Annotated in this window: 26 protein-coding genes and 1 tRNA gene; 9 read left to right on the forward strand and 18 right to left on the reverse strand. The window is 48.9% G+C overall.

Annotated elements, in window-relative coordinates:
• Window positions 1–20: 20 nt before the first annotated feature.
• The 5 genes from ACE6F3_RS06480 to ACE6F3_RS06500 form a co-directional block, all read right to left on the reverse strand.
• On the reverse strand, window positions 21–812 hold the full coding sequence (locus tag ACE6F3_RS06480) for an ABC transporter ATP-binding protein (RefSeq protein ID WP_279115676.1): 792 nt from the start codon (window positions 810–812) through the stop codon (window positions 21–23).
• 88 nt (window positions 813–900) lie between these two features.
• A tRNA-Lys gene (locus ACE6F3_RS06485) sits at window positions 901–973 on the reverse strand.
• Between the two features lie 115 nt (window positions 974–1,088).
• Entirely contained in the window at window positions 1,089–1,742 is a 654-nt protein-coding gene (locus ACE6F3_RS06490) for a thymidylate synthase (protein ID WP_279115674.1), read from the reverse strand.
• A gap of 11 nt (window positions 1,743–1,753) precedes the next feature.
• Window positions 1,754–2,458 carry a hypothetical protein gene (locus tag ACE6F3_RS06495; RefSeq protein ID WP_279115673.1) on the reverse strand — a complete coding sequence of 235 codons (705 nt, stop codon included), beginning with the start codon at window positions 2,456–2,458 and terminating at the stop codon, window positions 1,754–1,756.
• Between the two features lie 9 nt (window positions 2,459–2,467).
• Window positions 2,468–3,058 (reverse strand): hypothetical protein, encoded by a 591-nt coding sequence (locus ACE6F3_RS06500; RefSeq protein WP_392654712.1) that lies wholly within the window; start codon window positions 3,056–3,058, stop codon window positions 2,468–2,470.
• Between the two features lie 123 nt (window positions 3,059–3,181).
• Here ACE6F3_RS06500 and ACE6F3_RS06505 point away from each other — a divergent pair, with 123 nt between their 5' ends.
• From ACE6F3_RS06505 to ACE6F3_RS06515, 3 genes are read left to right on the forward strand one after another with little or no spacing between them, the layout of a single operon-like run.
• Window positions 3,182–3,577, forward strand: a complete 396-nt coding sequence (locus tag ACE6F3_RS06505; RefSeq protein WP_279115671.1) for an archease — start codon at window positions 3,182–3,184, stop codon at window positions 3,575–3,577.
• 9 nt (window positions 3,578–3,586) lie between these two features.
• Entirely contained in the window at window positions 3,587–5,047 is a 1,461-nt protein-coding gene (locus ACE6F3_RS06510; protein WP_279115670.1) for an RtcB family protein, read from the forward strand.
• Window positions 5,048–5,665, forward strand: coding sequence for a SagB/ThcOx family dehydrogenase (locus ACE6F3_RS06515; RefSeq protein WP_077975278.1), 618 nt, complete (start codon window positions 5,048–5,050; stop codon window positions 5,663–5,665).
• Window positions 5,666–5,667: 2 nt separating this feature from the next.
• Here ACE6F3_RS06515 and cimA read toward each other — a convergent pair whose 3' ends face one another.
• The 11 genes from cimA to ACE6F3_RS06570 all read right to left on the reverse strand — a co-directional run bounded on the left by cimA (window position 5,668) and on the right by ACE6F3_RS06570 (window position 17,997).
• Window positions 5,668–7,269: a citramalate synthase gene (gene cimA / locus ACE6F3_RS06520; RefSeq protein ID WP_077975279.1), complete on the reverse strand. Its 1,602-nt coding sequence runs from the start codon at window positions 7,267–7,269 to the stop codon at window positions 5,668–5,670.
• A 6-nt stretch (window positions 7,270–7,275) separates the two neighbouring features.
• Window positions 7,276–8,373 carry a 3-isopropylmalate dehydrogenase gene (gene leuB, locus ACE6F3_RS06525; protein ID WP_096476666.1) on the reverse strand — a complete coding sequence of 366 codons (1,098 nt, stop codon included), beginning with the start codon at window positions 8,371–8,373 and terminating at the stop codon, window positions 7,276–7,278.
• Complete coding sequence (leuD, locus tag ACE6F3_RS06530; protein WP_041342140.1) at window positions 8,374–8,874, reverse strand: 3-isopropylmalate dehydratase small subunit; 501 nt, start codon at window positions 8,872–8,874, stop codon at window positions 8,374–8,376. It abuts the gene before it with no gap.
• Window positions 8,875–8,945: 71 nt separating this feature from the next.
• Complete coding sequence (leuC, locus tag ACE6F3_RS06535) at window positions 8,946–10,199, reverse strand: 3-isopropylmalate dehydratase large subunit (RefSeq protein ID WP_279115668.1); 1,254 nt, start codon at window positions 10,197–10,199, stop codon at window positions 8,946–8,948.
• A gap of 17 nt (window positions 10,200–10,216) precedes the next feature.
• Window positions 10,217–10,618 carry an MgtC/SapB family protein gene (locus tag ACE6F3_RS06540; RefSeq protein WP_010936557.1) on the reverse strand — a complete coding sequence of 134 codons (402 nt, stop codon included), beginning with the start codon at window positions 10,616–10,618 and terminating at the stop codon, window positions 10,217–10,219.
• A gap of 15 nt (window positions 10,619–10,633) precedes the next feature.
• On the reverse strand, window positions 10,634–12,151 hold the full coding sequence (locus tag ACE6F3_RS06545) for a 2-isopropylmalate synthase (protein WP_058292787.1): 1,518 nt from the start codon (window positions 12,149–12,151) through the stop codon (window positions 10,634–10,636).
• A gap of 175 nt (window positions 12,152–12,326) precedes the next feature.
• Window positions 12,327–13,325, reverse strand: a complete 999-nt coding sequence (gene ilvC / locus ACE6F3_RS06550; protein ID WP_010936559.1) for a ketol-acid reductoisomerase — start codon at window positions 13,323–13,325, stop codon at window positions 12,327–12,329.
• Window positions 13,326–13,343: 18 nt separating this feature from the next.
• A complete protein-coding gene (gene ilvN / locus ACE6F3_RS06555) occupies window positions 13,344–13,880 on the reverse strand; it encodes an acetolactate synthase small subunit (protein ID WP_010936560.1) in 537 nt (178 codons plus the stop codon).
• A complete protein-coding gene (gene ilvB, locus ACE6F3_RS06560) occupies window positions 13,856–15,565 on the reverse strand; it encodes a biosynthetic-type acetolactate synthase large subunit (protein ID WP_279115667.1) in 1,710 nt (569 codons plus the stop codon). The genes ilvN and ilvB overlap by 25 nt, the downstream gene beginning before the upstream one ends.
• Before the next feature lie 21 nt (window positions 15,566–15,586).
• Window positions 15,587–17,254 carry a dihydroxy-acid dehydratase gene (gene ilvD, locus ACE6F3_RS06565; RefSeq protein ID WP_279115666.1) on the reverse strand — a complete coding sequence of 556 codons (1,668 nt, stop codon included), beginning with the start codon at window positions 17,252–17,254 and terminating at the stop codon, window positions 15,587–15,589.
• Window positions 17,255–17,355: 101 nt separating this feature from the next.
• Window positions 17,356–17,997 carry an L-threonylcarbamoyladenylate synthase gene (locus ACE6F3_RS06570; protein ID WP_279115664.1) on the reverse strand — a complete coding sequence of 214 codons (642 nt, stop codon included), beginning with the start codon at window positions 17,995–17,997 and terminating at the stop codon, window positions 17,356–17,358.
• Window positions 17,998–18,228: 231 nt separating this feature from the next.
• On the opposite strand from ACE6F3_RS06570, the gene guaA reads away from it, so the two are divergent.
• Genes guaA through ACE6F3_RS06600 form a run of 6 tightly spaced genes read left to right on the forward strand, consistent with a single transcriptional unit; the run spans window position 18,229 to window position 24,167 of the window.
• Entirely contained in the window at window positions 18,229–19,830 is a 1,602-nt protein-coding gene (guaA, locus tag ACE6F3_RS06575) for a glutamine-hydrolyzing GMP synthase (RefSeq protein ID WP_171973451.1), read from the forward strand.
• 6 nt (window positions 19,831–19,836) lie between these two features.
• Window positions 19,837–20,148, forward strand: coding sequence for a hypothetical protein (locus ACE6F3_RS06580; protein ID WP_010936565.1), 312 nt, complete (start codon window positions 19,837–19,839; stop codon window positions 20,146–20,148).
• Window positions 20,149–20,167: 19 nt separating this feature from the next.
• Window positions 20,168–21,445, forward strand: a complete 1,278-nt coding sequence (gene purD / locus ACE6F3_RS06585; protein WP_010936566.1) for a phosphoribosylamine--glycine ligase — start codon at window positions 20,168–20,170, stop codon at window positions 21,443–21,445.
• Window positions 21,436–21,900 carry a 5-(carboxyamino)imidazole ribonucleotide mutase gene (purE, locus tag ACE6F3_RS06590; protein ID WP_010936567.1) on the forward strand — a complete coding sequence of 155 codons (465 nt, stop codon included), beginning with the start codon at window positions 21,436–21,438 and terminating at the stop codon, window positions 21,898–21,900. Before purD ends, purE begins: the two co-directional genes overlap by 10 nt.
• Entirely contained in the window at window positions 21,897–23,252 is a 1,356-nt protein-coding gene (purB, locus tag ACE6F3_RS06595) for an adenylosuccinate lyase (protein ID WP_077975285.1), read from the forward strand. The genes purE and purB overlap by 4 nt, the downstream gene beginning before the upstream one ends.
• Window positions 23,253–24,167: a phosphoribosylaminoimidazolesuccinocarboxamide synthase gene (locus ACE6F3_RS06600; RefSeq protein WP_279115662.1), complete on the forward strand. Its 915-nt coding sequence runs from the start codon at window positions 23,253–23,255 to the stop codon at window positions 24,165–24,167.
• 68 nt (window positions 24,168–24,235) lie between these two features.
• Here the strand turns inward: ACE6F3_RS06600 and hisB are convergent, their stop codons facing one another.
• Together hisB and hisC are read right to left on the reverse strand one after the other, a co-directional pair.
• On the reverse strand, window positions 24,236–24,826 hold the full coding sequence (hisB, locus tag ACE6F3_RS06605; protein WP_279115660.1) for an imidazoleglycerol-phosphate dehydratase HisB: 591 nt from the start codon (window positions 24,824–24,826) through the stop codon (window positions 24,236–24,238).
• Window position 24,827: 1 nt separating this feature from the next.
• On the reverse strand, window positions 24,828–25,904 hold the full coding sequence (gene hisC / locus ACE6F3_RS06610; RefSeq protein WP_279115659.1) for a histidinol-phosphate transaminase: 1,077 nt from the start codon (window positions 25,902–25,904) through the stop codon (window positions 24,828–24,830).
• Window positions 25,905–25,916: the final 12 nt, after the last annotated feature.

Genomic DNA, 25,916 nt, shown 5'->3' on the forward strand with positions numbered 1-25,916 from the left:
CTTTTGATTTGTATCAGGTGCTAGTATATATGATAAAAACCGTCTTTGCTCAATAGGTTTACTTCAAACCCGAAAAGCTCTGCAAAATTAGCTTCGGTCAGTATCTTGGTTTTTACCCCGTCCCGGAAAATGCTGCCGTCTTTCAGCATAACCACTCTGTTTATTTCGGGTATTATGTCACTAAGGTTATGGGTTACCAGTATTATCTGGGTGCCCAGACCGGCAATTTTGCTGAGCAGTTTGCGTAACTGGTGGGCGGATTTCATGTCAAGGTTGGTAGTCGGTTCGTCCAGCAGCAGGCTTTGGGGTTTGTTTACTAAAGCTCTGGCAATAACCACCCGGCGGGTTTCACCGCTTGAAATCTCATCGGTCAGCCTATCCGCCAGTTTGTCTATTTCCAGCAGCTGCATTACTTCATTGGCATAGTTTTCCATCTCCGTGCTGACTAATCCGGCATCGTGCAGATATGGTGAGCCGAAATACCCGCTTAGCACTGCTTCTTTGCAGGTCTGGCTGATATTTTGGTTTAAAACTTCGGCTGATACTATGCCCAGCTGGCTTCGCAGCGCAAACACGTCCCAGTTCTCCCGTCCCAGTATACGCAGGCTTGAGTTTTGGGGGTCAAAAATCGGATACAGTTCGCGGGTTATGGTTTTAATCAGGCTGGATTTGCCTGCCCCGTTCGGGCCGAGGATTGCCAGGCTTTGCCCCTGGTTTATAATCAGATTTATATTTTTCAGGCACAGGCGTTCACCGCGTACCAGGCTTATGTTCTTAAACTCTATCAGAGGTGGTAAATCTTGTTTGGCCATTTTTAATTCCTTCTTGCAAGCTCTGAAATCACCGGCAAACAGAAAAGCGGTCAATACCACGCCTGACCGCTTTAAAACCATTATAAAGTGAGCCGAGGAGGACTCGAACCTCCAACCAATTGATTAAGAGTCAATTGCTCTGCCAATTGAGCTATCGGCCCACGTTTAAAACACCCATATTTTAACACTATACCCAGTTTGTGACAAATACAAAGCTGTCTGTTTTTGAAAAGAACGTTCAGCATTATAGTACAAATAAGCAGAAATGCCAAATATCTAAGCGCCGTTCATACCGGCGGCGGTTTTGGCTATATCCCATGCATAATCATATATATGCATACCCTTGCTCATGGCGATAATCTCGCCGTCCTCCACCCCTATTTCGGCGGCCATGTATTCTTTGAGCATCTGGATAGCGGCCAGATTAGACGGGAAACCTGCCCACAAATCCCATGAGCGGAAATATATAACGAAATGAAGTTTTCCGTAGCGGATTCTGGTATCTATACTGCGCAGGCAGGGCGGGTCTTCCAAATCCAGCGTTTCGGGGTTACCTACGGTCATAAAGGCCTGGTTGGTATTGAAGCCTGTGTCCCGGTACATTTTTATGACCTTGGCAATCTGGGCTTCAAGGTACTGGCCGTAAGTATATTGTTCACCCTCTGCCCGGTGGGCGGTCATAAGGTAAGGCAGGTAGTTGTCTATATATTCCAGAGTGGATGGGGCAGGTACGCCGAGGGGGACATCCGGTATAAGGGGGCGGTTGCCGGGATTCTTAATATGGACAGTTATCATATCCAGTTCTTTGCGTTTTTGCCCCGTATAACTGCCGCGTTCAATAGTGTATTCGTAACCATCTGTCAGCACCTGTCTTAGGCACAAAAACCATGCTTCGGAGAGGTCTCTGGCTTCCACTGAGGTAATTTTCATCAGTCTTCCCCTTATTTTTTCTTAAACAGGGCAAAAAAACGGTCCTGATATTCATTAAAAAGCTCCCAGCGCTCCAGCTCGTCTTTAAGGTCTTTGGGGTCGGCTTCGTCCCTGAGTGCTTTGGAAAACAGCTCCTCAATATGAAAACGGGCATCGCTGGGTACGCCGTCAGCACCTACTCCCAGCCGTCCCCGGCTGCCCAAATCTGAGAGGTTGCCCTGAAGCGAATGGCGGGTAAGGTCGTAAATGAATTTGAGCAGAGAAACATCCCAGAGGATATCTTCGCCCTCTATAATGGTGGATAGTTCAATTTTATCCCTATCCAGTTGCTGGTTTATATTCTGGGCTACCATATGCAGTTCTCCCGGTACTATGTTAAGCCCTTTGGATTCATTTTTATAGGCATACATCAGCCCCGGTGCCTGAGAGCCGTACCGGTCAACCAGCAGGCTGAAATAGCGTTTTGCTTCGTCAGAGAAGCCTTCCAGGCGGCTAAGATAATAAGGCGTAACTATCCGCGGCTGCTGGACTATTACTTTGCCTTCCCGTATCACCGTTTCCGCAGGTGAAGACGCGTCCCCATCCTCAACGGGATAAGACGGCGTAGTCAGCAGGTAATAATCTATATTGGTAATACCGAAAGTCGCCAGCCGCTGTTTGGGCGGACGGAGTATCCGGGTATTTGCCACTGCTTTAAAAATCAGAGAATCGTCCACACTAGACCCCTATTTTATTTGTGAAAGTGCTTGTTTCATTTGAGCCAGAGATTCTATATACCGGGCTTCAAGTTCATTTTTCCGTTTCCTCCATTTTTCCTGAAAACGGGGGTGCTTCTCTATGTCATTTGACAGCCCCGGGGGCATTTCCATTCCCTGCTGCATGGCTTTTTGCAGGTACTGGGAATACTGCTGTTTTAGCTGGTCATAAGCGCTGCGGCGCTGTTTTTCCCCCTGGTCAGCATAATGGGTCAGGATTTGCACCATCTGGGAGATAACTGCTTCGGCGGCCTCTTTATCTTCCTTGATACTTTTTATGCCTTCCATGGCTGTTTCGTTAGTACGCTTGGCGGCTTCATTTTCCGGCAGGGTTATCAGGGATGACAGCAGGTTTTCTATACCTTTTGCCACGTACTCACCCGCTTTTCCGCTGTACTGTTGAAGTTCCGCTTTGAGGTCTACATTTCCTTTCAGATAGGCCGCTCCCAGCTTTTCTCCAGCCGGCAGGTATTTCCAGCGGGCTTTTTCTTCCTCGGTAACCTCTTCAATATCCTTTAGCTTTTCCATGGCGATTTCAAGAGCAGATTTAATTTCGCCCATATTCACTCCGATTCCGTTTATTCGCTTATATTATACTAAATGATGGTCAAAGCTGAAAGAAATTTACGCTCGTGAATATTTAAAATGTTATAATAAATAGCCATGTTTTCCGGATATAAGCTGATGCAGCATACTGCCGACACGGGCATAATAGCCCAGGGGGCAGATTTGAGTGTTGCTTTTGCCTTTGCAGCCAGCGGGCTTTTCAGCCTTATCATCGATACCTCAACTTTGCAGCAGGATAAAGCCGTATCATTGGCATTCAGTTCGGACAGCTATGAAAATCTGCTGGTTAAATGGCTGAACGAGCTTATCTACATATTTGATACGCATCAGATGGTATTTGGCCGGTTTGAGGTAGCCGTTAGCCCTGATTTCAGGCTTTCAGCCACCTGTTTCGGACAGAAAATTACGGCTGATACTGTTTTGCACCATTATGTAAAAGCCGCTACCTACCACCTGCTTAAGGTAAAAAAGATTAGCGGAGGGTACAAGCTACAAGTGGTATTGGATATCTAGGAGGCAGTTATGACCAGCCCGTGGCAGGGAATACTAAAAAAAATAGATGATTACCGCTGGGAAATTCCCCAAAACTACAAAACCGGTATGAAAGTGCCCGGTCTGGTGTATGCCAGTGAGCCTATGCTCAGCCAAATATGGGAGGAGCATGCTATAGAGCAGATTGCCAATGTGGCATTTCTGCCTGGTATTGTCGGCAAGTCTATGGCTATGCCTGATATTCACTGGGGTTACGGGTTTCCTATAGGCGGGGTGGCGGCCACCCGGATAAGTGACGGGGTAATTTCACCCGGCGGCGTTGGTTTTGATATAAATTGCGGCACCCGCCTTTTGCGGACAAACCTGAGTGTCCGGGAGGTACAGCCTAAGATAGATGAACTTTTGGCTGAACTTTTTGCCAAAATACCTTCCGGCGTTGGCGGCAGCGGTAATATAAAGCTGAGCCAGCCGGATATGGATAGCGTTATGACCCACGGCGGAAACTGGGCGCTGGAAAAGGGCATGGGCGAGGCTGAAGATATCAGCCTGACTGAGGAATGCGGCAGTCTGTCCGGTGCTAATCCGGACAGGGTTTCCCCCAAGGCTAAAACCAGGGGTTCCTCCCAGCTGGGTACACTGGGTTCGGGGAACCATTTTCTGGAAGTACAGGTGGTGGCTGAGATATTTGACCCGGAAGTGGCCTCAGTATTTGGGGTGCAGGAAACCGGTCAGGTGCTTTTTCTTATCCACACCGGTTCGCGGGGTTTGGGACATCAGGTATGCACTGACTATGTCCAGCTGCTTAATGAGACAGTCAGGAAATATGGGATAAATTTGCCTGACCGCCAGCTGGCCTGTGCCCCGTTAAAATCAGAAGACGGGCAGAATTATCTGGCTGCTATGGCTTGTGCTTCCAATTACGCCTGGGCTAACCGCCAGTGCATTACCCAGTGGGCGCGGGATGCCTTTATGAAGGTATTTGAAAAAGGGCGGCAGGATTTGGGTATGAACCAGATATACGATGTGGCTCATAATATTGCCAAAATAGAAGCACATATGGTGGACGGGAAAATGCAGAACGTATGTGTCCACCGCAAGGGTGCAACCCGCTCTTTTCCGGCCGGGCGGCCTGAAATACCCGCGATTTACCGAAAAGTGGGGCAACCTGTTATAATACCCGGTGATATGGGCAGGTACTCATATGTGGCTGTGGGCACCGAAACTGCCATGAAAGAAACTTTTGGGTCTACCTGCCATGGTGCAGGCCGGATGCTAAGCCGAAGCTTGGCCAAAAAAACTGCTTCCGTTCCGCAGCTTATGGAAAACCTTAGAGCCCAGGGTATAAGTGTGATGGCAGGTGATATAGACAGCTTGGCTGAAGAAGCCCCGGAAGCCTACAAGGATGTGGCAGATGTGGTAGAAGTAACCCACAAAGCCGGTATTGCCCGAAATATATTTAAAACCAGACCATTAGGAGTAATCAAGGGTTAAATGGCCGATATTATAAAATTACCCCCGCCTGCTGTCCGGGGCAAAATGACAGTTGAAGAAGCTATAAATAAACGGCGTTCGGTGAGAGCCTTTTCAAGCCGCGGGCTGACCAAAGAAATATTATCCCAGCTGTTATGGGCTTCAGACGGTATTACCGATACGGTAGATAAATTGCGCTCTGCACCCAGTGCCGGGGCAATTTACCCGCTGGAACTTTATATTATAGCCGGTGATAAAGGGGTGGAAGGCTTAGATGCCGGTGTTTACCGGTATAATCCGGAGAGGCACGTTCTTCATCTGCAGCTAGGCGGTGATTTCCGCCTTCAGCTGGCGGAGGGGTGTTTTAATCAGGATTTTGTGGCTGATGCACCTTTTTCGCTGGTTATCTGCTACCGTCCTGATGAGCTGATAAAAAGGTATGGCAAAAGCGCTGACAAGTATGCTTATTTTGAAGTGGGTCACGCGGCTCAAAATTTTTGTCTGGAATGTGTGTCTTCGGGTTTAGGGAGTGTAGTAATCGGTGCTTTTACGGAAGAAACTGTTTGCAAATCTATGAACCTGAACGGACACCCCAAACCGCTGTATGTAATTGCGGCGGGTTTCCCCGCCGCTAAATAAGTTTACTGTTTCTTGCAGTTTTTACATTTCTTGGTAATCAGCCAGTATTCAAAGCTGTCTGACAAAGCCAGCCAGCTGGCCTCGATGATATTCGGGCTGGCACCTACCGTATGCCAGGTACTTTCACCATCAGTAGATTCAATCAGCACCCTCACCAAAGCATCTGTACCGCTGGTCTGCTCCAGTATACGCACCTTATAATCCGAAAGATGGACAGATGAAAGTTCCGGATAAAACTGGCAAAGTCCTTTGCGCAAAGCAGCATCAAGTGCATTTATGGGGCCGTTGCCTTCGGCGACAGTATGCATAACCTCACCGTCTACCCTTACTTTTACTATCCCTTCGGCCATCATTTCGTCCTGGCTGCGCATAGCTGAGGGGCGGCGCTGTTTTTCTACCACCACCATAAAATCTATAAGCTCAAATGGGGCTGCATAACCCGCCTGGGTGCGGTTTACCAGCAAATCAAAAGAGGCCTCAGCATTTTCATACTGAAAACCCATGCTCTCCATTTTCTTGACCTGCTGAAGCAAATCTTTGACTTCTTTTGAGTCCGGCGTCAGATTTATGCCGATAGCTTTGGCCCTTTGGACAATGTTTGACCGGCCTGCCAGTTCCGATACCAATAAACGCTGGCGGTTGCCCACCAGTTCCGGCTCTATATGCTGGTAACTGCCTGACCACTTGCTCAGGCCGCTGACATGCAGGCCTGCTTTGTGGGAAAAGGCGCTGGCACCCACATACGGCAAAAACGGTTCGGAAACCAGATTTGCCAGTTCGCTTATATAATGGGAAGTATCGGTCAGCAGTTTCAACTGGCTGTCAGTTATGCAGTCTATACCCATTTTCAGTTTTAAAATGGGTATGATGGAACACATGTTGGCATTGCCGCATCTTTCACCAAAACCGTTTATCGTACCCTGAATCTGGCTGGCACCGGCCTTGAGAGCGGCTATGCTGTTAGCTACGGCCATTTCTGTATCATTATGAGAGTGAATACCCACACAGATATTTACCGACTTGGTTACCGCTTCTACGGCTTCGGCTATTTCTTCGGGCAGACTGCCTCCATTGGTATCGCAAAGCACCACGCCTTCAGCTCCAGCCTTTTCGGCCGCCTGCAAAACCTGTATGGAGTATTCGGGGTTGTCTTTGTAGCCGTCAAAAAAGTGTTCGGCATCTAAAAAAACCTTTATGCATTTTGAACGCAGGTATTCAATGGAATCAGTAATCATGGCCAGATTTTCTTCCAGAGTGGTTTCCAGCACCTGGGTCACCTGTCTGGCGGAACTCTTGCCGACCAATGTAACATATTCCGTACCTGCCTCAACCAGTTGCCTAAGAGTTGCATCTGCTTCGGCTTTAACTTTGGGGCGACGGGTAGAGCCGAAAGCCACCATTTTGGCATTTTTCAGCTTGAGGGACTTTACCTGAACAAAAAATTCACTGTCTTTGGGGTTTGAACCCGGCCAGCCGCCCTCAATATAGTGTATGCCCAGTTCATCCAGTTTCTGGGCAATCTTAAGCTTATCAGCTACCGTAAAGGAAATTCCTTCACGCTGAGAACCGTCTCTTAAAGTAGTATCATATAGTTTTACTTGCACAGGAGATTAGCCTCCTATAATTTTAGCTATCTGGCTGCCCATCTCGGCTGTACCGAGCCTGGTGTTGCCCTCTTTAAATATATCTATCGTAGCATAACCAGCCGCCAGAACCTTGTCAACCGCCGCCTCAATTTCAGCAGCTTCGGTCTCCAGCCCGCAGGAATAACGGAGCATCATGGCTATGCTTAAAATGGTGGCAATGGGGTTGGCAATATTTTGTTTGGCAATAGTGGGGGCGCTGCCGTGAATAGGTTCGTAGAGACCAAATGTTTTAGTGCCTTTTGCCGGTATGCCTGCCAGAGAGGCAGACGGCAGCATGCCCATAGATCCTGCCAGCATGGAGGCTTCGTCTGTTAAAATATCGCCGAACATATTTTCAGTCACAATAACATCAAAATAAGTGGGTGCAAGTATCAGTTTCATAGCACAGGCATCTACCAGTATATGTTCCACCGTAACATCAGGGTAATCTTTAGCAATTTCTATTACTATCTGCCGCCACAAACGCGAAGACAGCAGCACATTGGCCTTGTCCACGCTGACCAGTTTCTTTTTGCGGCTTCGTGCCAGCTCAAAGCCAACACGCACAATCCGTTCTATTTCCTTTTCAGAGTAGGTCATGCTGTCGGTAGCTTTGCGGATACCCGAAGGTGTTGTCCAGCGTTTTTTCGGCTTGGCAAAATAAACGCCGCCGGTCAGTTCACGTATAAATATAAAGTCAGTGCCTTTTACTATTTCTGCTTTTATGGGAGCAGAATTAACCAGCGAAGGAGCCACCTTGACCGGGCGGATATTGGCAAAAAGACCAAGGCCGCGTCTTAAGGCCAGCAAACCATCTTCAGGGTGAACCGGCAGTTTGGGATCATCAAAGCGGGGGTCACCTACTGCCGCCAGTAAAACGGCATCAGACTTTTTGCACATGGCCAGTGTCTCAGGGCTGAGTGCTACCCCCTCTTTGTCTATACAGCAACCGCCGATAAGGCCGTACTGATATTCAAAGCTATGTTTATATTTTTTGGCAACAGCATTAAGCACCTTTAGGCCCTCGGCCATAACCTCCGGGCCGATGCCGTCACCGGGCAGAACTGTCAGTTTGAAATCCAACTAAACACCTCTTCCGCAAAGTTTTTCACGGGTATATTCAATAAGGCCGCCTGCCTTTATCAGGCGGGACATAAACTCAGGATAGGGTTTGGCGGCAAAGTGCTCACCTGTAGTCAGGTCTTTGATAACGCCGCTTTCCAAATCTATTTCCAGTTCGTCACCGCTGTTTATTTTTTCGGCTGCTTCGGCACTTTCAAGCAATGGCAGGCCGATGTTTATGGCGTTGCGGAAAAATATACGGGCAAAACTGGCGGCTATAACTGCCGAAACACCGGAAGCTTTTATTGAAATAGGTGCATGCTCACGTGAAGAGCCGCAGCCAAAATTGGTGGTGGCTACGATAAAATCACCCGGTTTAACCTTTTTTACAAAGTCCAAATCTATATCTTCCATACAGTGTTCGGCCAGTGCCTTGGGTTCGGATACGTTTAAATACCGTGCCGGGATAATGGCATCCGTATCAACGTTTTCACCGTATTTATGTACAAATCCTTTTAACATCTTTTCTCCTAGCTGAATAAAGCTGGCTTTATCAGGCAGCTTCTTCGTCTCCCTCTGACAGGATTTACTATTTAAATTTCATCAGGATGGGCAATGTACCCCTTGATGGCGGTAGCGGCGGCAACTGCCGGCCCGGCCAGGTATACTTCGCTCTTGGGGCTGCCCATACGCCCTACGAAATTGCGGTTGGTAGTGGCCAGACAGCGTTCACCGGCGGCCAAAATACCCATATGCCCGCCGAGGCAAGGACCGCAGGTGGGAGTGGAAACCGCAACCCCGGCATTGATAAAGGTTTCAATATAACCGGCTTTCAGGGCATCCAGATAGACCTGCTGCGAACCGGGTATAACAATAGTCCGCAAATCAGGGCTGACTTTGTTGCCTTCAAGCAGTTTGGCAGATATGGCCAAGTCTTCCAATCTGCCGTTGGTGCATGAGCCGATGATAACCTGGTCAACCTTTATTTTACCAATCTGGCTGATGGGGCGGGCATTTGCCGGTGAATGCGGCAGTGATACCTGCGGCTCAAGCTTGGAAATATCAAAGTTATATGTTTTGGCATAAGACGCATCAGCATCATTATCATAAACCGTATACTGGCGTTTGGCTCTGGGGGTCACATATTCCAGAGTCTTTTCGTCAACCCTGAAAAGACCTGCCTTGCCGCCGGCCTCTATGGCCATATTGGACATGGTAAAGCGGTTTTCCATGGAAAGGGCATCAATAGCCTCTCCGCAGAAATACATGGCAGAGTACAAAGCCCCGTCTACCCCTATCTGACCTATGGTAAACAGAATAAGGTCTTTGCCGCCAATCCATTTAGGCAGCTTGCCCGTATAGTTAAATTTGATGGTGGGGGGGACTTTCATCCAAACCTCACCGGTGGCCATGGCGGCGGCTATATCGGTTGAGCCCATGCCGGTAGTAAAAGCGCCCAGTGCCCCATAAGTGCAGGTATGAGAGTCAGCGCCTACCACAATATCCCCCGGCAGTACCAGACCCTGCTCGTGCAGGATTACATGCTCAACACCCATTTTGCCGCATTCAAAAAAGAGTATCCCCTGCTCACGGGCAAACTCACGCACCATTTTTACCTGTTCGGCAGATGCAATGTCCTTGTTGGGTACAAAATGGTCAGGCACAAAAACTATCTTTTTGGGGTCAAATACTTTGCTGACCCCAATCTTCTTAAACTCTTTTACGGCTATAGGTGCGGTAATGTCATTAGCCAGCACCAGGTCTACTTTGGCGTTTATAAAATCACCCGGGCTGACCTGAGTTTTGCCGCTGTGGGCGGCCAGTATTTTTTCAACTAAGTTCATCATAACCTCTCCAAGAATATCTAACGGAATTTTACCCGGTCAATAAGTAATATAAGCAGTATCACACCGGTACCGACGGCGGACAAAAAGTACATACCCGCACCGGATGCCAGGCCTATGCCGGCAACAGCCCAGATAGTGGCGGCAGTGGTTAGCCCCTCAACATGTCCCTCTGTCTGGCGGAGTATAGCCCCTGCACCCAGAAAGCCCACCCCGGTAACTATACCGGCGGCTATCCGGCTGATATCCGTTTCCGCAAAACCGTATATGGATACCAGGGTTATCAGACAGGAACCCACGCAAATAAGGGTATTGGTACGCAGCCCGGCTGCCTTGCCTGAGCGTTCCCGTTCATAACCAATAATCCCGCCCAACACCACGGCCAGCAGAATGCGAAACAGCATTTCCACTTCTATCGGCATGGCATGTCGCTCCTTTTAAGATGCGTTCTTGACCCTGAGCAAACGGTTTAAGGCGTTCATATAAGCCTTGGCGCTGGCTACTATTATATCGGTATCAGAGCCGCGTCCGGTATATGTTACCCCGTCACTCTCAATCCGGATCAGCACTTCACCCAGTGCGTCAATGCCGGCCGTAACAGATTTAACCGAAAATTCAGTCAGTTTGTTAGGTACATTTACTATCCGGTTTATGGCCTTGTAAACAGCATCTACCGGCCCGCTGCCCAAAGCGGCATCTTCTGCTGCCTCTCCGTTCGGGGTGGTTAGTCTGACGGCAGCAGTGGGTATGCCCCGGTCTCCTGAGGTAACCTGTATCCTGTCCAGATGATAAAGCTCAACTGTAGTCCGCAGTTCCTCGGCAACCAGCGCTTCTATATCCCGGTCAGTCACGTCCTTCTTTTTATCGGCCAAATCTTTAAAGGCCTTGAATGCGCGGTCAAAATCCTCTTCGTTCAGGTCAAAGCCCAGTTCTGTCAGGTGCTGTTTGAAGGCGTGGCGGCCAGAAAGTTTGCCCAGCACCAGACTGGAAGCCTGAATACCCACTTCTTTGGGGTCCATAATCTCAAAAGTTTTAGCCATTTTAATAACGCCGTCCTGATGGATACCGGACTGGTGGCGGAAAGCGTTTTCACCCACCACAGCCTTGTTGGGCTGGATAGCAAAACCGGTCAGAGCGCTGACCAGGCGGCTGCTGCGGTATATTTCCTGGGTGTTTATACCTGTTTCAAAATTGAAAAAATCACTCCGGGTGCGCAGTGCCATCACTACTTCTTCCAGTGCGGCATTGCCGGCACGTTCGCCTATGCCGTTCAGGGTGCATTCCACCTGTCTGGCACCGTTTTTAACCGCAGCCAGCGAATTGGCTGTACCCATGCCCAAATCATCGTGGCAGTGTACGCTTATTACCGCTTTGTTTATATTAGGCACATTCTGGCGGATACCCTTTATGAGTTCGCCGAATTCACTGGGAATAGCGTAACCCACCGTATCAGGTATGTTCAGGGTGGTAGCCCCGGCATCTATAACTGCTTCCAGCAGTTTATACAGAAACTCCGGGTCAGAGCGGCTGGCATCCATCGGGGAAAACTCTATATCATCAGTATAGCTTTTGGCTCTGGCAACCATAGTGCGCGCCAGCTCCATTACTTCTTCACGGCTCTTTTTTATCTGGTGAACCATGTGTATTTCAGATGAAGAAATAAACACATGAATTCGGGGGTGGGCAGCTTCTTTCAAAGCCTCCCAGGCACGGTCAATGTCAGCCGGTATAGCTCTGGCCAGACCGCAGATGACAGGGGTGCGCACTTCCTGGGCTATCAGCTTTACCGCTTCAAAATCACCGGGAGAGGTGATGGGAAAACCTGCTTCAATGATATCCACTCCCAGTTTTTCCAGCTGCCGGGCTATCTCCAGTTTTTCCTGTGCATTCAAAGACGCACCGGCAGCCTGTTCTCCATCTCTGAGGGTGGTATCAAAAATCTTTATTTTGTCCATGACAAAAATCCTTTCTGAAAGAAAATTACTCTATATTTAGCATTATACCCGGATACCCCTCTTCGTCCAGAAAGAGGGGCTGCTAAGGATGAGAAGTTTCCCTTCAGCCAGGCTGTGATACAGTCCGCTTATATTATTTGGAATGTAATCTGTCATGGTTATTTTTAAATGCCCTTTACTTTTTCTTTTTCAGCCAGCTCATCATAGAGCGCAGTTCGGCACCCACTTCTTCAATAAGGTGCTCAGACTCCATGCGGCGGAGGGAGTTATAAACAGGGCGTCCGGCCTGATTTTCCAGTATCCATTCCTTGGCAAAGCTGCCGTCCTGAATCTCGCCCAGTATCTCACCCATAGTTTCATAGGTTTCTTCGTTGATAACTCTGGGGCCGCGGGTGAAGTCACCGTATTTGGCGGTGTCAGAAATGGAATCACGCATATAGGCAATACCGCCCTGATACATCAGGTCTACAATCAGCTTGAGCTCATGCAGACATTCAAAATAAGCTACTTCGGGCTGGTATCCGGCTTCCACCAGGGTTTCAAAACCGGCTTTGACCAATGAGGTAGTGCCGCCGCACAAGACAGCCTGCTCGCCGAAAAGGTCAGTTTCGGTTTCTTCGGCAAAAGTTGTTTCCAGCACGCCGGCACGGTTAGAGCCGATACCCTTGGCATAAGCCAGAGCTATTTCTTTAGCCTTGCCGCTGGCGTCCTGTTCAACTGCAATAAGCGAAGGAGCGCCCGCGCCTTCGGTGAAGACCTGTCTCAGCATATAGCCGGGGCATTTGGGGGCAATCATGGTCACGTCTACAAAAGACGGGGGTACAATCTGCCCGTAATGAATATTGAAGCCATGGGCAAACATCAGCATTTTGCCGGGCGTTAACCCCTGTTCTACCGAATCTTTATAAATTTTGGCCTGAGATGTATCCGGGGCCAGCATCATGATAATATCGGCTTTTTTAGCCATTTCGGCTACGCACATCACCTCAAAACCGTCAGCAGTGGCTTTTTTCCAGCCGCGTCCGCCTTCAACGCAGGCCACAATAACCTTCAGACCAGAATCACGCAGGTTCTGGGCATGGGCATGACCCTGGGCACCATAACCGACAATACCGATAATTTTCTTTTCAATAAGGCTTAAGTCACAGTCCTTATCGTAATATATAACAGCCATCTTTCCTCCTAGAGCTTTTTACTCTTTTGTTTTTGATTCTTTAGCTGATTGCAATTCGGTAGCGGTAGCAAGCCCGCCGCGGGTCATGGCGATTCGGCCGGTGCGGGTTATCTCCTTGATACCAAATGCACGTAATAGATTATATAGCGAATTTACTTTTTCTTCATCTCCGGTTACTTCCACTGTCAGCGAGTCGGAAGCTACGTCCACTATTTTTGCCCGGAAAATATCTACAATCTGCATTATTTCACTGCGGTTAGCCGGAGTGGATTTTACTTTTATAAGTGCCAGCTCACGGCAGATAATATCCTGCCCGGTAATATCTGACACCTTGACCACATCCACCACTTTGTCAAGCTGCTTGCGTACCTGTTCAACCATAGTATTAGCCCCGTCAACCACAATGGTCATTCGGGAAAAACCGGGTGTTTCACTCCGCCCGACTGCAATACTGTCAATATTGAAACCACGCCGTCTGAAAAGGCTGGCCATGCGGTTTAATACGCCGGGCCTGTCTTCAACTAAAGCTACTATGGTATGCTTCGTCGGGGACATGCACTCACCTCTTTCTTAGGTTCTTCCAGTACTTCGTGGAGAGCGGCGCCGGGAGGAACCATGGGATATACGTTTTCTTCAGGTTCAATTATAAAGTTTATAAGGAAAGGCCCTTCGGTGGCCATAGCCTGTTCAATAGCCAGCCGGACCTCTTCCTTTCGTTTAACGTTTAAAGCCGGTATATCATAGGCTTCGGCTATTTTTATAAAATCAGGGCAGCCTAAAGGAGTGGCCACGTAATTTTTGTTATAGAACAAGTCCTGCCACTGGCGAACCATACCCAGATAGCCGTTATTGAAGACCGCTATTTTTACCGCAGCCCTTTCCTGAACTATTGTGGCTAGTTCCTGCATATTCATCTGGAATCCGCCGTCCCCGGCAATGCACCAGACAGTTTCGTCCGGACAGCCGACTTTAGCGCCCAAAGCAGCCGGCAGGTCAAAGCCCATAGTGCCCAGACCGCCGGAAGTCACCAGAGAATTGGGGCGGATATATGTATAATGCTGGGCAGCCCACATCTGGTGCTGTCCCACCCCGGTAACCACAATGGCGTTGCCGCTGGTAGCTTCGCTTATCTGCTGGACTATATACTGGGGCAGGATAAGGTCAGTATGCCGTATGGAGAGCGGCGGGTGTTCTCTGCGCCAGTTTTCCAGCTGCCTCAGCCACTCAGAGTGCTGGACACATTCTACCTGTTTGTTGAGTGATTTAAGTACGGTTTTAACGTCACCCACTATGGGCACGTCAACCCGTATGTTTTTACCTATTTCAGCCGGGTCTATATCTATATGAATAATACTGGCATGGGGAGCAAATGCGCTCAGCTTACCGGTAACCCGGTCATCAAAACGCATACCGATAGCCACTATCAGGTCAGTGGCCGCAACAGCCATATTGGCATAAGCCATGCCGTGCATACCCAGCATACCGTAGCTTAGTATATGGTCTTCGGGGAAACTGCTGACACCCAGCAAAGTGGTAATAACAGGCAGCTGGCAGTTTTCCGCCAGGGTTTTCAGTTCTTCATTGGCACCGGAAATGTTTACCCCGTGTCCGGCAATAATCACCGGTTTCTCAGCGGTTTCTATCAGCTTGGCCGCCTTTTGTATCTGCATCAGGTTGCCCTTTATAACGGGTTTGTAGCCGGGCAGATCAGGTTCATCAGGGTATTCAAACTCTGCCTGCTCAATAAATACGTCTTTAGGTATATCTATCAGCACCGGGCCGGGGCGTCCGGTTCGGGCTAAATAGAAAGCTTCTTTTATAGTGTCTGCCAGTGCACTTGCCCTGGTTACCAGATAATTCTGCTTGGTAATAGGCAAAGTGATACCGGTAATATCAATCTCCTGAAAAGCATCTTTGCCGATAAGGTTACGGGTAACCTGGCCGGTTATAGCTACCATAGGTATGGAATCCATGTAGGCATTGGCAATGCCGGTAATCAGGTTGGTAGCACCAGGGCCAGACGTAGCCAGGCAGACACCTACTTTGCCGGTTACTCTGGCAAAACCATCGGCAGCATGGGCGGCACCCTGTTCATGCCGGGTCAAAATATGCCTTAAGGCGGGGTACTGGGGGAAAGTATCATACAGAGGCAAGAGTACTCCACCCGGATACCCGAAGATTATATCTGCCCCTTCTTTGAGCAGACTTTCACATACTATCTGGGCGCCAGTCAATTTCATTTTCTCATTGCCCCCTTAGAATTAGTCTTTGAAAACCGCCCCGGTACTGGCCGAGGTGACGTTTTCTGTATAATATTTCAGATAACCGCTTGTGATTTTAGGTTTGAAAGCCGGCACATTTGCCAGCCGTTTCTGGATTTCCTCATCTGAAAGCTCTACCGAAAGTTTATAGTTATGGATATCAATATTTATCATATCGCCGTCCTGCAGGGCGGCTATAGGTCCGCGTGCAGCGGCTTCGGGCGAAACATGCCCCATAGCGGCTCCGCGGGTTGCGCCTGAAAAACGCCCGTCCGTAATCAGAGCTACTTCTTTATCCAGCCCCATGCCTGCCAAAAGCGAGGTTGGGGTGAGCATCTCCCGCATACCCGGCCCGCCTTTAGGCCCTTCATAGCGGATAACCAGTACATCACCGGGGATTATCTTTCCGCCCATAATAGCTTTGGTAGCCAGCTCCTCAGAGTCAAATATACGGGCAGGCCCGCGGTGAACCATCATCTCAGGGGCAACGGCAGAGCGTTTGACTACGCTGCCATTTGGTGCCAGATTGCCGAACAAAATAGCCAGCCCGCCTTTGGGTGAATACGGGTTTGAAGCAAAACGGATAACTTTATTATCAGCTTTGGGGGCGGCATCCGCCATCTGTCCTATAGTTTTGCCGGAAACAGTCCGGGCGTCATTTTTCAGCCAGGGTTTCAGCTCTTTCAGCACACTGCCTATACCGCCGGCCTGGTCAAGGTTTTCAATATGGTACGGACCTGACGGGCGGAGTTTGCACAAATTCGGGGTAGTATCACTTACCCTGTTTATTTCTTCCAATGAAAAATCAGCCCCGGCTTCATGGGCAACTGCCATAACATGGAGTACCGAATTGGTACTGCCGCCCAGTGCCACATCCAGACTGAAGGCGTTGTAAATGGCATCCGGCGTGATTATATCCTTAGGGCAGGTATTGTCTTTTACCAGTTTCAGTATCTGCCTGCCGGTGTCTTTGGCCAGCTGGGTGCGGCGTGAATCTACCGCCGGGATAGTGCCGTTGCCGGGCAAAGCCATACCCAGAGCTTCGGTCAGGCAGTTCATGGTATTGGCAGTGAACATGCCGGCACAGCTGCCGCAGCCGGGACAGGCCACTTTTTCCAGTTCCAGCAGTTCTTCTTCGGTCATCTGGCCTTTGGCCACCTGACCCACTGCTTCAAAAACGCTGTTCAAATCAACACAGCTGACCTGGTCATTTTTCCTTAACCGCCCGGCCAGCATGGGGCCGCCGCTGACAAATATAGAGGGAATGTTTAAACGGCAGGCAGCCATCAGCATGCCAGGAACCACCTTGTCACAGTTCGGTATAAACACCAAGCCGTCAAAGGCGTGAGCCATGGCCATTATTTCAACTGTATTGGCAATAATCTCACGGCTGGGCAGGCTGTATTTCATACCGGCATGGTTCATGGCAATGCCGTCACAGACAGCAATGGTATTAAACTCAAATCCCACTCCGCCGGCGGCATTTATACCCTCTTTAACCGCTTCGGAGATACGCCTGAGATGAATGTGTCCGGGGACTACTTCGGTAAAGCTGTTTACAATACCTATAAAAGGTTTTTGAAAGCTCTCGGTGTTTAAGCCCAGAGCGCGCAGCAAAGACCGGTGCGGGGCACGTTCAATACCTAGTTTGACATCTTCGCTTTTCATTATAGGTTCTCCCGTTTAAAAGAATTAAAAACCGTCCTTTGGGGACGGGTGTACGACGGATTATTGGAAGTGTTTAACCTTAACACAGTCCACGTTTGCTGTCAAGCTGAAAAGCCGTTTTTGGCGGCCGTTTCAAGTATATCTGATTCTTTTATGGCCCCCTGGCGGATAATCTTCAAACCGTCAGGGTTTACCGCTATTATGGTAGATTCCACCCCTCCGCTCACCTGCCCGCCGTCAAGGATAAAATCCACCCTGTCACCCAGCTGTTTTTCGGCCTCGGCGGCATTAAGTGAGCTTTTGCACCCGCTGAGATTGGCGCTGGTGCCGGTTACCGGTTCCCCAACCCGTTTCAGCATCTCAATTACCGCCGGCTGGTTTGGTATCCGTATGGCTACAGTTTCATTTCCGCCGGTCAGCTCAAGGGGGATATTATCTGTCTTGGGCAGCACCAGGGTAAGCCCTCCCGGCCAGTATTCCTTAGCCAGCTTGCGGGCCAGCGGCGGAAAAACTTTGGCCACCTGATTTATTTGGGAGATATCCCCTATCAAAGCCGGCAAACCTTTGGTATTGGCGCGGCCTTTTATGTCAAATACGCGCCTCACTGCCTGGGTATTGCTGGCTAAAGCCCCCACTGCATAAACTGTATCGGTAGGAAATACCACTACCCCGCCCCGCTTAAGTATGCTGACTGCCTGGTCTATCTGGCTTTCCATACCGGCATCAAACAAATTTGGTGTCATATATTTATTACCTCTGGTATTTATAAACCCGGTAAATATATCTAAATACTCTTAGGAAATTTAGTCAAGTATTATCCGGGAAAGCTCTATTAGAAACAGGCCTGTTTTCTTTACAATTTTAGCCTATAATGCTAAGCTACCATCAAGAAAATGATGAGCGAAATGAATAATATACAAACCACTGAAAGCCTGCGGGTTGCCACTAGCGGAGACATTGAGGTCTCTACTTATTTGGAAATTGCCAAGGAAAAGTCCGGCGCCAAACCGGAGTTTATTGATAACGAAGATGAAAACCTGCGTGAATCAATAGTAATTTTTGATTTCGGTTCCCAATACAGCTTACTTATTGCCCGCCGTATACGTGAGATGCATGTTTATTGCGAGCTGGTTTCGCACGATACCCCCTGGGAGAAAATAGCCCACTTAAATCCCCGCGGGTTTATTCTTTCCGGCGGGCCTTCCAGTGTCTACGAAGCAGGAGCGCCTTTGGCCCCTGCTTATATATTTGAAAGTAAATTGCCGGTTTTGGGTATTTGCTACGGTATGCAGGCTATCACCCACCAGCTGGGGGGGGTAGTTGAGCACAGTGAAAAACGCGAATACGGCCATGCCTTACTCCATTCAAGCGTGGCAAATTCTGACCTCCTGTCGGATATGCCCGAGCCTTCTCCCGTTTGGATGAGCCACGGAGACCGTATTGAAAAAATGCCGGCTGGGTTTACGGCGCTGGCTTACACCGAAAACTGCCCGGTGGCGGTTATGGGTAACGAAGCGGATATTTACGGTTTGCAGTTTCACCCCGAAGTTGTCCATTCCCCTAACGGCAAAATCATTCTTAAAAACTTTGTTTTCAATATTTGTAAATGTCATGCCAACTGGACTATGGGCAACTATATTCAGGAAAGCATTCATAATATACGCGAACAGGTCGGAGACGGTCAGGTTATCTGTGCCCTTTCCGGCGGGGTTGATTCGGCGGTAGTGGCTTCTCTTATCCACAAGGCCATTGGTGACCAGCTGACCTGCATATATGTAAATAACGGTCTTCTCCGGCGTGAGGAGGCTGACCGCACCCTGCATGTTTTCAAAAACCATATGGGTATGAAAATAATATATGTAGATGCGGTTGACCGTTTCCTTGATGGCCTTAGCGGAGTTACCGACCCCGAACAGAAACGCAAGGTTATAGGCAGTGAATTTATTAAAGTATTTGAAGATGAAGCCTGCAAGCTTGGCAAGATTGATTTTCTGGCGCAGGGGACACTTTACCCTGACGTCATAGAAAGCGTTTCTTCCGTATCTAAAGCTTCTGCCAAGATAAAAAGCCACCACAACGTGGGCGGCCTGCCTGCCCATATGAAGTTAAAACTTATAGAGCCTTTGCGCTATCTCTTTAAAGATGAAGTGCGGCTGCTGGGCAAAGAACTGGGTTTGCCGGACGAAATGATTTGGCGTCAGCCCTTTCCCGGCCCCGGTCTGGCAATACGTATTATAGGTGAAGTTACCCGTGAAAAGCTGGAAATCCTCCGCGCGGCGGACTGGATTGTGATGAGCGAAATTAAAAAAGCCAAAATGTATCACCAGGTATGGCAAAGCTTTGCCATATTGACTGATGTTAAATCTGTGGGTGTTATGGGTGATTTCCGCACCTACGGTTATCTGGTTGCAATCAGGGCTGTCACCAGCGAAGACGCCATGACGGCGGACTGGGCTAAACTGCCTTATGATTTGCTTTCAGTTATATCCAACCGGATTGTTAACGAGGTTAAAGAAGTGAATAGGGTGGTTTATGATATAAGCTCCAAACCGCCTTCCACTATTGAATGGGAGTAAGGTATTATGACCGGCGGTTATATCATGGGCAGAGGCTACACACCCGAAACCTGTCTGGATGAAGTTAAAAAAGCGCTGACAGATTTGGGGGGGAGGGCTTCGGCCGAAGAGATACTGCAGGCGGTCAGGAAAAAAGGCCACTGGAGTGATGAGGCTATCTGGCAGTGTCTGGAGTCAAATACCATAAACTACCCGCCTGCCTGCCGCCGTGATACATCTGCGGATTCAAAGTTTCTTTTCCTGAGGGAAGACGGCAATTATGAGTTTTATGCCCCCCGTTGGCATGGCCGCTACGAGCGGGGCAGAAGAATAGTTTAGTTTTGCTGAGGAGACAACTCTGAAAGTTCTGGTTATTGGAAATGGGGCAAGAGAGCATGCTATTGTCTGGAAGCTCTCTCAGAGCCCGAAAGTTACTAAAATTTACGTTGCCCCGGGTAATGCCGGTACAAGCCTTATAGCTGAAAATGTGGCTATAAGCTGTACAAATATCAAAGGTTTGCTGGCCTTCGCCAAGGATAACTCCATTGATATCACTTTTGTAGGGCCTGAAGCACCGCTGGCAGGCGGGGTGGTAGATGTCTTTGCATCTGCCGGTCTGCGCATATTCGGTCCCTGCCGTGAGGCAGCCCAGCTGGAATCAAGCAAGGTTTTTACCAAAGAACTGCTTCTTTCAAATAAAATCCCCACCGCTTACAGCCGCAGTTTTTCCAGTTATGAAAAGGCCTGCTCGTATTTGAACCGACTTGAAATGCCGGTGGTAATCAAGGCAGACGGTCTGGCAGGCGGCAAAGGGGTTACCGTTGCCCAAACCTATGAGCAGGCTATGGCGGCCTTATCAGATATCATGGAAGCCAAAATATTCGGCGAAGCCGGTGAAAACGTAGTTATAGAAGAGTGCATGGTGGGGCGTGAGATGAGCTTTTTTGCGGTTACTGACGGCAAAACTGTTGCTCCTTTAAGTGCCGCCTGTGATTATAAACGGATTTATGACGGGGATAAGGGTGCTAATACCGGCGGTATGGGCAGCTATACCCCCCCCGTGTTTTTTACGCCTGAGCTTAAGGATGAGATAATGTCCCGTATTCTGCTTCCGGTTATAAAAGCCCTGGCTGAACGCGGTATTACCTATAAAGGCGTTTTATATGCGGGGCTGATGATGACAGCCGAAGGGCCAAAGGTCATGGAGTTTAATGCCCGGTTTGGAGACCCCGAAACACAGGTCTTAATGCCCCTGCTTAAAACAGACTTGCTTGAAATAGTAGAGGCAACCCTGGAGGGGCGGCTTGATAAACTTAGTATTGAAATGGAAGACTCCTGCGCCGTGGGAGTAGTCTTGGCTTCAGGCGGTTACCCGGCTGAATACCGCAAGAGATTGCCCATAAGCGGCCTTTCAGATATGCCTTCGGATATACTGGTTTTTCATGCCGGCACTGTTGTCTCTGAAGAGGATGAGATAGTTACCAATGGCGGGAGGGTGCTCTGTCTGGTCAGCAAAGGCCAAAGCATAGAGGCTGCCCGGGAAAATGTATATCGGAATATAGGCAAGGTATCTTTTGAAGATTGCCAGTACCGCCGGGACATAGCCTTGTTTAACGGGAGGGAACTATGCCGCTAGTAAGTATTGTAATGGGTTCTAAATCTGATGCCGAGGTTATGAAACCTACTGAGGAAATACTGGAGAAAATGGGTATTTCTTTTGAGACGCTGGTTATGTCTGCTCACCGTACTCCCGAAAAAGTGCAGGAGTTTTGCCTGGGTGCGTCCGCACGGGGGGTTGAACTGGTTATAGCTGCCGCCGGGGGAGCAGCCCATTTGCCGGGGGTAATTGCCAGCTGGCTGACACTGCCGGTTATAGGCGTACCGGTGGCTTCAGGTGAACTCAAAGGGGTTGATGCCCTTTATTCCATAGTCCAGATGCCCGCCGGTATACCGGTAGCAACCGTAGCTATCGGGGCGGCCGGTGCTAAGAATGCGGCTTATCTGGCGGCTGAAATACTGGGTTTAAAATATCAAAATATCCGTCAGGCTTATGAAAGCTACCGTCGGGAACTAAAAGGTGAGAACAAATGATAGAGCGATACAGCCGCCCTCAAATGAAAAAAGTCTGGTCAGACGAAAGCAAATTCGGTTACTGGCTGGATATTGAAATTGCAGTCTGCGAAGCTTGGGCTAAGATTGGCGTGATTTCCCGTGAGGATATTACCAAAATCAAGCTGGCGCGTTTGAATTTCAAACGTATGGAAGAACTACTAAAAGAAACCCACCACGATATGACTGCGTTTCTGGGCTCGGTGGCCGAAAGCCTGGGTGATGAATCCCGCTTTATCCATATGGGCATGACTTCTTCAGACGTCATGGACACCGCCCTCAGTCTTCAGCTGGTCGAAGCCTCCAAGATACTTAACAGCGGCATTAAAGAGCTGATAAATGCCCTGGCTGCCAAAGCTATGGAGTATAAATATACTGTTCAGGTAGGGCGTACCCACGGCGTGCACGCCGAACCCATTTCATTCGGGCTGAAACTGGCGCTCTGGATGGAAGAAATGAAGCGTAACCGCCAGCGCCTTGCGGACGCCACCAAAGCTATTACAGTGGGCAAAATGTCAGGTGCGGTAGGCACATATGCTACTTTATCACCCGAAATTGAAGAAATAGCCTGTAAAAAACTGGGGCTTTCCCCGGCTTCCATTTCAAATCAGGTAATCCAGCGTGACCGTCATGCCCAGTACATGACTACTCTGGCCATTATCGCCGGTTCGCTGGAAAAGTTTGCTACCGAAATACGGGCTCTTCAGAAGACTGAATGCCACGAGGCTGAAGAACCATTTGAAAAAGGGCAAACCGGTTCGTCAGCTATGCCTCATAAGAAAAATCCTGAGCTTTGCGAACGAATTTGCGGTATTGCCCGTATAATACGCGGTTATTCCGTTACCGCCATGGAAAATCAGCCCTTGTGGCATGAGCGGGATATCAGCCACTCCTCTACCGAACGGGTAATAATGCCTGACGGCTGTCTGCTGTTGGATTATGCTTTGCACATTTTTACCAATGTCATAAAGGGTCTAAATGTTTTCCCCGAACAGATGGAAAAGAATCTTAACCTTACCGGCGGTCTGGTTTATTCACAGAGAGTTATGCTTGCCCTGATAAACAAGGGGCTTTCACGCCAGCAGGCATACAAGATGGTGCAGCGGAATGCTATGCGCACCTGGCAAGGCGAAGATAATTTTATGAACCTGCTCAAGGCGGATGCCGAGGTTATGGAACACCTTTCTTCTGCCGAAGTTGACGAATTATTTGACTACAAATTTTATCTGCGCTACATAGATGATATATTCAGACGGGTAGGGCTGACTAATTCCCAGTGGAAGAAAGGCGGGGATGCCTCCTCTGACGAAGGACTGGCCCCCAGAGCTATATAAATGACTGATAACAACATACTCATGGAAACCGCCCTGCCGCTGCCTTCTTTTATTAAGGGTAAGGTGCGGGATACTTATCTGCTGGGGGATAAACTGCTTATCATTGCCAGTGACCGTATTTCAGCTTTTGATGTAATATTGCCTGGCGGTATACCCGGCAAAGGGCGGGTGCTTAACCGTATCTCCTCATTCTGGTTTGAAAAAACCGCCCGCATAATACCCAATCATGTTATAGAGCTGGTTGAAGATGTAAGCTGTCTGGATAAATATTTGCCCCCGGAAGAACGCTTTCAGTACCCGGAATATTTGCGCGGCAGAAGCATGGTGGTCAAAAAGGTAAAGCGGGTTTCGGTGGAATGTGTGGTACGGGGTTATATTGCCGGCTCAGCCTGGAGTGAATATAAAAAGACGGGTACGGTAAATGGCATGCCCATGCCGAAAGGTCTTTTGCAAAGCCAGGAGCTGCCCGAACCTATTTTTACCCCTACCACCAAAGGTGAGGGCGAACATGACCGCCCTATGACCATTGCCGAACTGGAAGCTATGGTTGGCAAGGAACTGGCTGATAAACTGGCTGAAAAAAGCTTGGCACTCTATAAATTCGGCCGGGAATATGCCCGCCAAAGGGGTATTATTATAGCTGATACCAAGTTTGAGTTTGGTCTGGACGGCTCAGAGCTTATCCTTATTGACGAAGCCCTTACCCCGGATTCCAGCCGTTTCTGGGATGAAAAGACCTATAAAGTAGGCGAAGCCCAGGATAGCTATGACAAACAGCCCGTGAGGGATTATCTGGAAGCTATCGGCTGGGATAAAGAGCCTCCAGGCCCGGTATTGCCGGATGAGGTTATCAAATCAACTACCCGCCGGTATGAATATGCTTATGAAAGAATAACCGGTATCAAACTGGTCTAGCCGGGTTTCACATATCCAAAATAAAAAGGGGCTTTTCGCCCCTTTTTTTATTCTATAAACTATTTAAATCAGTTTTCCAGCATGCCTTTGGTGCTGGGGGCAATGCCCTCACGTCTGGGGTCTAAACTGGTAGCTTTGTCCAGTGCCCGTGCAAGTGCTTTGAAAAGGGCTTCGGCTTTATGGTGGTCATTTGACCCGTATAAAATACGGGCATGCAAATTAAACCGCCCCTCAATGGCAAATGTCTCCAGAAAATGCCTGACCAGGTCAGTGGGAAAACCGGTAAGGTCATTTTTGGAAAAGGGCAAGTCCACCACCGCATATCCCCTGCCGCTCAGGTCCAAGGCCACTGTCGCCAAGGAATCATCCATCGGTACAGTGGCATCAGCCATCCGTACTATCCCCTTGCGCTCCCCTAAAGCCTCGTTAAAGGCTTTACCCAACGTAAGTGCCACATCTTCCACCAGATGATGAATATCATCCCCGTTGGCGGAAATATTTATGTCAAATAAACCATGTTTGGCCAGCTGGGAAAGCATATGGTCAAACAGCCTGACCCCGGTGCACATTTCAGCCTGACCGCTGCCATCCAGATTCAGGCTAAGGCTTATGGTGGTTTCGGTGGTCTGTCTTTTTATAGAGGCAGTTCTCTTGGTCATGTTATTCCCCCATTTCCCCAAGCGCTTTTAACAGTGCGTCTGTATCTTCGGGCTTGCCCACTGAAAACCGCAGGCAGTTTTCCATCATGGGGGCATCAAAACATCTTACCAAAATGCCCTGTGATTCCAGAGCCTGCTGAACATCTTTGGCCTTGCCTTTAAGCAGCTTGCACAAAATAAAGTTAGCCGCAGAAGGATATGGTTTCAGCCAGCTAAATTTACTTAGTTCAGTATATAACCGTTTACGTTCATCCACAATCTTTTTTACAGTTTCCAGCATATATTCGCGCTGAAGCATAGTCTGGCGGACAGCTGCATCAGCCGCTATATTGACCGAATACGGGTCTTTGATACGTGAAAGGTAATCTGCAATTACCGGCGGAAAAAGCCCGTAACCTACCCGCAGACCAGCCAGCCCTGCCCACTTGGAAAAGGTGCGCAGTATCATCAGGTTCGGGTAACTGGGCATATCCGGCACCATAGTCTGCCCGGTAAATTCGTAGTAGGCTTCGTCAATTACGGTGGGTACGCCCAAATCCAGTATCTGCCGGATGTCTTCTTTGCTTATGGCTGTACCGGTGGGGTTATTGGGGGCGGCTATGAATATAAGCTTGGTTTTTGGGGTAAGTGCATTTTTAATGCCGCTGATATTTACATTATAACCGGCATCACGCGGCACATTGACCACGGTTCCGCGGTTCAAATCAGTATAAAACTTATACATGGCGAAGGTAGGCGGGCAGTTAATAACCTCATCTCCGGGGTTTATAAACAGCCGCAGCAGCAAGTCTATCAGTTGGTCAGAGCCTGCCCCGCAGATAATCTGCTCCATATTTACGCCTGTGTATTCCGCCAGCAAACGGCGGATTTCAAATTGGGTGGCATCAGGATAGATATGGTACTGGTCAAAGGCTGACATAGCCTTTTGGACAGTTGGCGCAGCCCCGTACAGGTTTTCATTGGCATCCAGCTTGATTATCCGGTTTTTTGTCTTTACCAGTTCTGGTGCTTTGCAGGCAGAATAGCCGGCAAACCCTTCTAAATCTGTCCGTATGTATTTTTTCATATCATATGTCATATCAGTTCTCAC

This window comes from Dehalococcoides sp. THU4 (genome assembly GCF_043231265.1).
GTDB classification, from domain to species: domain Bacteria; phylum Chloroflexota; class Dehalococcoidia; order Dehalococcoidales; family Dehalococcoidaceae; genus Dehalococcoides; species Dehalococcoides mccartyi.